The sequence below is a fragment of the Microvirga sp. P5_D2 genome (assembly GCF_054049475.1).
The window spans coordinates 1-5,212 of sequence record NZ_JBFUMH010000251.1 but is presented as its reverse complement, the minus strand read 5'-3'; the positions used below and the strand labels follow the sequence as shown (position 1 = coordinate 5,212).

4 protein-coding genes and 1 pseudogene are annotated in these 5,212 nt (G+C 59.1%); 3 read left to right on the top strand and 2 right to left on the bottom strand.

Annotated elements, in window-relative coordinates; genetic code table 11:
* Positions 1-447: 447 nt before the first annotated feature.
* Positions 448-2,124, bottom strand: a complete 1,677-nt coding sequence (locus ACXJKO_RS29620; RefSeq protein WP_457094603.1) for a recombinase family protein — start codon at positions 2,122-2,124, stop codon at positions 448-450.
* A 300-nt stretch (positions 2,125-2,424) separates the two neighbouring features.
* Positions 2,425-2,700 (bottom strand): annotated as a pseudogene (locus tag ACXJKO_RS29615) (transposase); the annotation flags it as partial.
* Between ACXJKO_RS29615 and ACXJKO_RS29610 the strand changes: the two are divergent.
* From ACXJKO_RS29610 to ACXJKO_RS29600, 3 genes are all read left to right on the top strand, one after another.
* Complete coding sequence (locus tag ACXJKO_RS29610) at positions 2,695-3,441, top strand: IS6 family transposase (RefSeq protein WP_457094602.1); 747 nt, start codon at positions 2,695-2,697, stop codon at positions 3,439-3,441. The pseudogene ACXJKO_RS29615 and the gene ACXJKO_RS29610 overlap by 6 nt on opposite strands.
* Before the next feature lie 41 nt (positions 3,442-3,482).
* Complete coding sequence (locus ACXJKO_RS29605; RefSeq protein WP_457094601.1) at positions 3,483-3,965, top strand: patatin-like phospholipase family protein; 483 nt, start codon at positions 3,483-3,485, stop codon at positions 3,963-3,965.
* A gap of 115 nt (positions 3,966-4,080) precedes the next feature.
* Positions 4,081-4,971, top strand: a complete 891-nt coding sequence (locus tag ACXJKO_RS29600; RefSeq protein WP_457094600.1) for a nucleotidyltransferase domain-containing protein — start codon at positions 4,081-4,083, stop codon at positions 4,969-4,971.
* Positions 4,972-5,212: the final 241 nt, after the last annotated feature.

Below are 5,212 nucleotides of genomic sequence, written 5' to 3'. Positions count from 1 at the left end.
GCTTTGCCTTGGGCATGGAAAACTCCTGTAGGGTTTCCGCATTTGGCGCCGCAGGACCCAGTTGTCACCTGCAATCAACAGATAAAGTTAATCACGCGCCCTTTTTCTTCGTGGCAATGGGCTCTGTTCTCTTATTCCGGGGATTCTGGTCAAGCCCTTTGAGCTGCCCTTTCCGTCAGTTCGGCTGATATCACCTGTCGGGTCATGGTTCTCTCCGCGGTCGGCAGACACCGCCGCATGATGGGGTCGGAAGCCTCAGCCTCGCCATGTTGCATACGCGGTCAATCTGTTCCCTGAGGTTCAGGTTTCAGGCCGCAACGGAGCCCACGCGATGGCTGCTGCCTCGTCCCGACAAGGGACATCGTACCGCCAAACCTAGCGGATCTCTTAGGGTGTCTATCTCATGCGGGCTGCCCTTCCTGGCGCGACCACCGGAAGTCCGTGTTGTCACGCCACATCCGGTGCAGGATCACGACGTGTTGGACAATGGTGCAAAGTCCGGCCTGTCTCAGGTGAACCTGAGAAGCCGGGATCAACCCGGAAGATCACCCGAACAACATCATCGGCCACCTCGATGCGCTTGACGAGAGTACAGATGATGTCGCGCTTCGTCGCCCAATCCGCACCCGCGAGCCGATCGTGCACCATCGCGGCAAACAGGTCCAGCTTACCAATGACGAGGTGCAGCGAGCGGATTTGCTCATCCGCTTCCTGGTGAGCCTTGGCTTCGGCTTCCAGCCGGGCGGTCCGGCGGCGCAACGCAGCCAGGCGCGGCTCGAATTCGGGCTTGTCGATTAGTCCCTCCATGTAGCTGTCGATCAGCCGCTCGGTTGCGCGGCGGGCCTTGGCCCGTTGACGGTCTAGGGCATCGAGTTCGAGCCGATGCGGCGTAGCCTGCACGGCATCCAGGCGCCGCTGATACTCGGCGATCACCTGTGCCGGATCGTCGAGCAGCCGGCAGACCTCACGCCACACCGCCTCATCAAGCAACTCCGTGGCGACCAGCCGGGCATCACACCGGAATGCCCCGTGGAAGCGGCTGCGGTCGGTGCCGCAACAGCGATAGTAGCGCCACTGCCCGCGATGGTGATGGCCGGTGAACCCATAGCCGCACTTCTGGCAGACGAGCAGGCCGCGCAGCAGATACTGGACGCCCGCAAGCCGCTCGCGATTGCGCTTGCGGCTCGTCTCCAGTTGCTCGGCGACACTCGCGAAGAGCTCGTCGCCGACAATGGCTGGCACCGCGATGCTGATGTGCCGCTCAGTCGGGGCTGGCACTTGCCGCCAAGGCCGCCGCGGCAGGCCATCGTGGCCACGCGGCGGATGCAGCGGCGGCCGCCACGGCACGCTCTGGCGCCGGCCATAAAGCGCCTGTCCCGCATAGGCAGGGTTGAGCAACATGCTATGGATCATCGCCCGGCTCCAGTGTCGCCGCCCGGTCGGACTTGGAATTCCGCTGGCGTGCAGGCGCCGGCAGACTCCCGCCAGCGTCAAGCGCTCGTGCCCAACCCAGGTGAAGATCTGGTGCACGATCCGCGCCGCCTCTTCATCGATCTCGTAGCGAGCGTCTCCCCCACCAGCCTCACGCGTGATGTAGCGGTAGCCGAAGGGTGCACGGGACAGGACACTGACGGCGCCGGTTTGAGCGCGGTGGCGCTTGCCGCGCCGGCTGCGCTCCAGCACCTTGGCTCTTTCGTACTCGGCGAACATGCCCTGGAGCTGCAGCAGCAGGCTGTCCTCGGGTGTGGATCCGATTGGGCGATTGTGGAAGATCACCTGCGTGCCGGCGTGGGCAAATTCTTCGAGCAGCAGAACCTGATGCGCATAGCTGCGGGCGAGACGATCCGGGGCATGGACGTAAACGAGATCGACGGCCGACAGCGCCACGAGATCGCGCAACCGCTCCAGAGCGGGACGGATCAGGCTGGCGCCACTGTGGCCGTTGTCGATGAACCGCAGATCGTCCCGAATACCATGACCGTCCTGTTGCGCCCGTGCGATCAGCTCCGCCAACTGGCTGTCGATGGTGTGATGTTCAGCCTGCTGGTCGGAGGAAACCCGGGCGTAGAGGGCGACCTGCAGGATCTGTGGGGCCGAAACGGCTCTCAGGTGTGGCGTTCTCATCGCATGCTCCCTCGGAAAGGGCAGCCTGTGTCCTTGATGGCAGCGAACAGGTGCGCACGGGCAGCAGGCGCTCGTAGGCGCGTCCTATGACGTCCCGACTGCCCCGTCTGACATCAAAGCCGATCTCAAGGCGCAAGGGGCGGCGCCGCTTGCAAAGCTTGGCCATGGTAGTCCTCGTCCTTCATCGGTCTGGTTTGTCCAGAGCCGTTGAAGGGTTTAACGCAGGACCTGTCGTGTGCCGCCGGAGAGCCTTGCGAGCGACTGTATGGACAAAGCTGATCGCAAACCTTGCACCATTGTCTAACACGTCACCGCCAACTTACGCGCGACCGCGACGGTGGCCTTCTTACCGCCCACCTTCTTGGCGAGCCGGGTGCCCCAGGCTTTCAGCGCAGACCAGCGCGAGGCCCGGTTCAGCAGGATTCCGGCCGCCTCAAACAGATACGTGCGCAGCAACGCATCGCCGCACTTGGAGATCCGACCGCTTCGGTCGATCTCGTCTGACTGATACCGTCGTGGGGTCTGCAATGTAGGTTCTGTTGCAGCTTTGAAGGCACCCTGGCTCGGGCTATGACGCTGAGTGCGTTGAGAGGGGCTCGTGGCGAAGACAGGCAAGAGAACCCGTTCAAGGGTCGGCAGTTCACGACGGAGATCATCCTATGGGCGGTCCGCTGGTACCTGCAGTTCCCAATCAGCTATCGCGACCTCGAGCGCATGCTCTCGGATCGTGGTGTGCAGGTGGATCACACCACCCTGTTCCGCTGGATCCAGGCCTATGCACAGGAGCTCGACAAGGGCATTCGTCCGCATCTGCGCATGACAAACGGCTCCTGGCGTGTGGACGAGACATATATCCGAGTAAAGGGTGAGTGGCTTTATCTCTACCGTGCCGTTGATGCGGCCGGACAGACGATTGACTTTCTGCTCTCGGTCAAGCGGGATACGACGGCTGCCAAGCGTTTTTTCCGGAAAGCCTTGAAGCAGTCACATACAGTCAGTCCGCGGACTATCACGGTCGACAAGAATACCGCCTATCCTGTAGCGACGAAGGCGATGAAACGTGCCGGAGAGCTCTGGCGGTTCGCCAACCTCCGGCAGGTGAAGTTCCTGAACAACATCGTCGAGCAGGATCACCGGCGCATCAAGCGATTGGTTCGTCCTGGGCTGGGGTTCAAGAGCTTCACAGCTGCCTCGCAGACGACTGCCGGCTTTGAGGCGATGGCGATGATCCGCAAGGCACAGGTTGTAGGTGCACCAGCGAACGACATGAGCGCTCAGCGCGACTTCATTGCTACCCTGTTCGGCGTAGCCGCCTAACCTGAGGTCATCTCCGGCAGTCTCTTGACTTACGTCAGGGTTTGCAACGGAACCTCAAAGGAAGCATTGGGCAGGCCCACGGACGGAAGGGAACCTTCAAGCCAGGTTTTGGCGTCCCTATTGCCGATGCAGTTGTTGCATCGTGTTCGGCCTATCCCTTCTTTGACCAAAAGACGGTCAAAACGGGAGATGGCGACAGCATCGTTCTTATCGATGGCGGGTTCTGCGCAAACAATCCGACCCTCTATGCGATCGCGGATGCAGTCATAGCGCTGAAAAAGGCTCATGCTGACGTGCGCGTTGTCAGTGTGGGAGTGGGTGAGTACCCGGAGCCAAAGCCTCGCATGCTCACCAGGAAATGGCTCGAGAAGCGCTATGTCAACGCGGTCCCATACATGAACCTAAGTGTATCGCTCGTCCAAAAGACGTTCGAGATTAATACCCGTTCGCTCGATCAGCTTAGGGCTGTTCTTTACAAAGACATCAAGACGGTTCGTATCAGTGACGCATTCACTGAGCAATGATGGCCACCGATCTGTTCGAGCACGATCTCACCAAGTTGAATATCCTTCGCCAGCGCGGTCGAAACTCGTTTGCGACGCATGAGGCAGCCCTGCGGGAATATTTGGAGCTACAGGCATGACTATCCCCGAGGCGCAATTAGACACGTGGTCTGGAATTGGGTCTGTTGCCCAATCGCGAGATACCTATGCGACCATAAAAAGCGCCCTTGAGGCGTCCGACGCGGCATATGCGGGAAAAGACTACAGCGTCTTTCTGCAAGGTTCGTATGGGAACGATACGAACGTCTATGCCGAAAGTGATGTCGATGTCGTCATAGTGCTCAACGATATCTACTTCCACGACATTGAGAACCTATCGGGTGCAGAGAAGGCGAGCTTCAACCAAGCCTGGGTAGCAGCAAGCTACTCCTATACCGATTTCAAACGTGATGTGCTTGCGCAGCTCAGACGTAAATTCGGCCAACAAGTCGATCCCGGCGATAAGGCTATAGCTATCCCTGCAAGCGGAAATCGCAGAAAGGCCGATGTAATCGTTGCGGCGCAATTCCGCCGCTACCATCAATTCCAAAGTCTATCTAATGAGGCCTATACAACAGGCATTTGCTTCTGGAATGGCTCAGGCGTTCAAATAGCCAACTACCCGAAACAGCATTCCGAGAACTTAACTACAAAGCACCAAGCAACCGCGAGTTGGCTTAAGCCGACGATCCGCATTTTCAAAAACATGCGAAACCGTATGGTGGCAGATGGCAAGATCGAGGCTGGATTAGCGCCAAGTTACTACCTTGAAGGTCTTCTCTACAACGTACCAGCCGATAAGTTCGGGCGGAACCATAGCGATACCTTCGTCAACTGCTTCAATTACGTGAACAGTGCTGATCGTAGCAACTTCGTCTGCGCTAACGAGCAATATTACCTGCTACGCGAAGGGACCCCGGTTACGTGGCGCGCCGAGAAATGCACTACCTTCCTCAATGCCGTTGCTAAGTATTGGAATGACTGGTGACGATCGAGGAAGTTCAGAAGCACAATGAGCCCGGCTGAACGCCTTCGGATGATGTACTCAGATCCTGAGTTCGCCACCGCCCGCGATCAGCGCGGGCGGTGGCGGTTTTCGGCGCGCCATCAGGAGCTACAGCGATTGAGCAATGCCACCCGCCGGGGCGAGCAAGTGGCAAAATCTAAGACCGGAACCGTTAAGTCATGGGACGTTCTTCGCGAGGTGGCGAAGCATGTTTATTCCGACG

Coding starts and splice junctions, on each gene's coding strand:
- ACXJKO_RS29620 (WP_457094603.1), bottom strand. CDS start 2,124: ATGAGAACGCCACACCTGAGAGCCGTTTCGGCCCCACAGATCCTGCAG.
- ACXJKO_RS29610 (WP_457094602.1), top strand. CDS start 2,695: ATGACGCTGAGTGCGTTGAGAGGGGCTCGTGGCGAAGACAGGCAAGAG.
- ACXJKO_RS29600 (WP_457094600.1), top strand. CDS start 4,081: ATGACTATCCCCGAGGCGCAATTAGACACGTGGTCTGGAATTGGGTCT.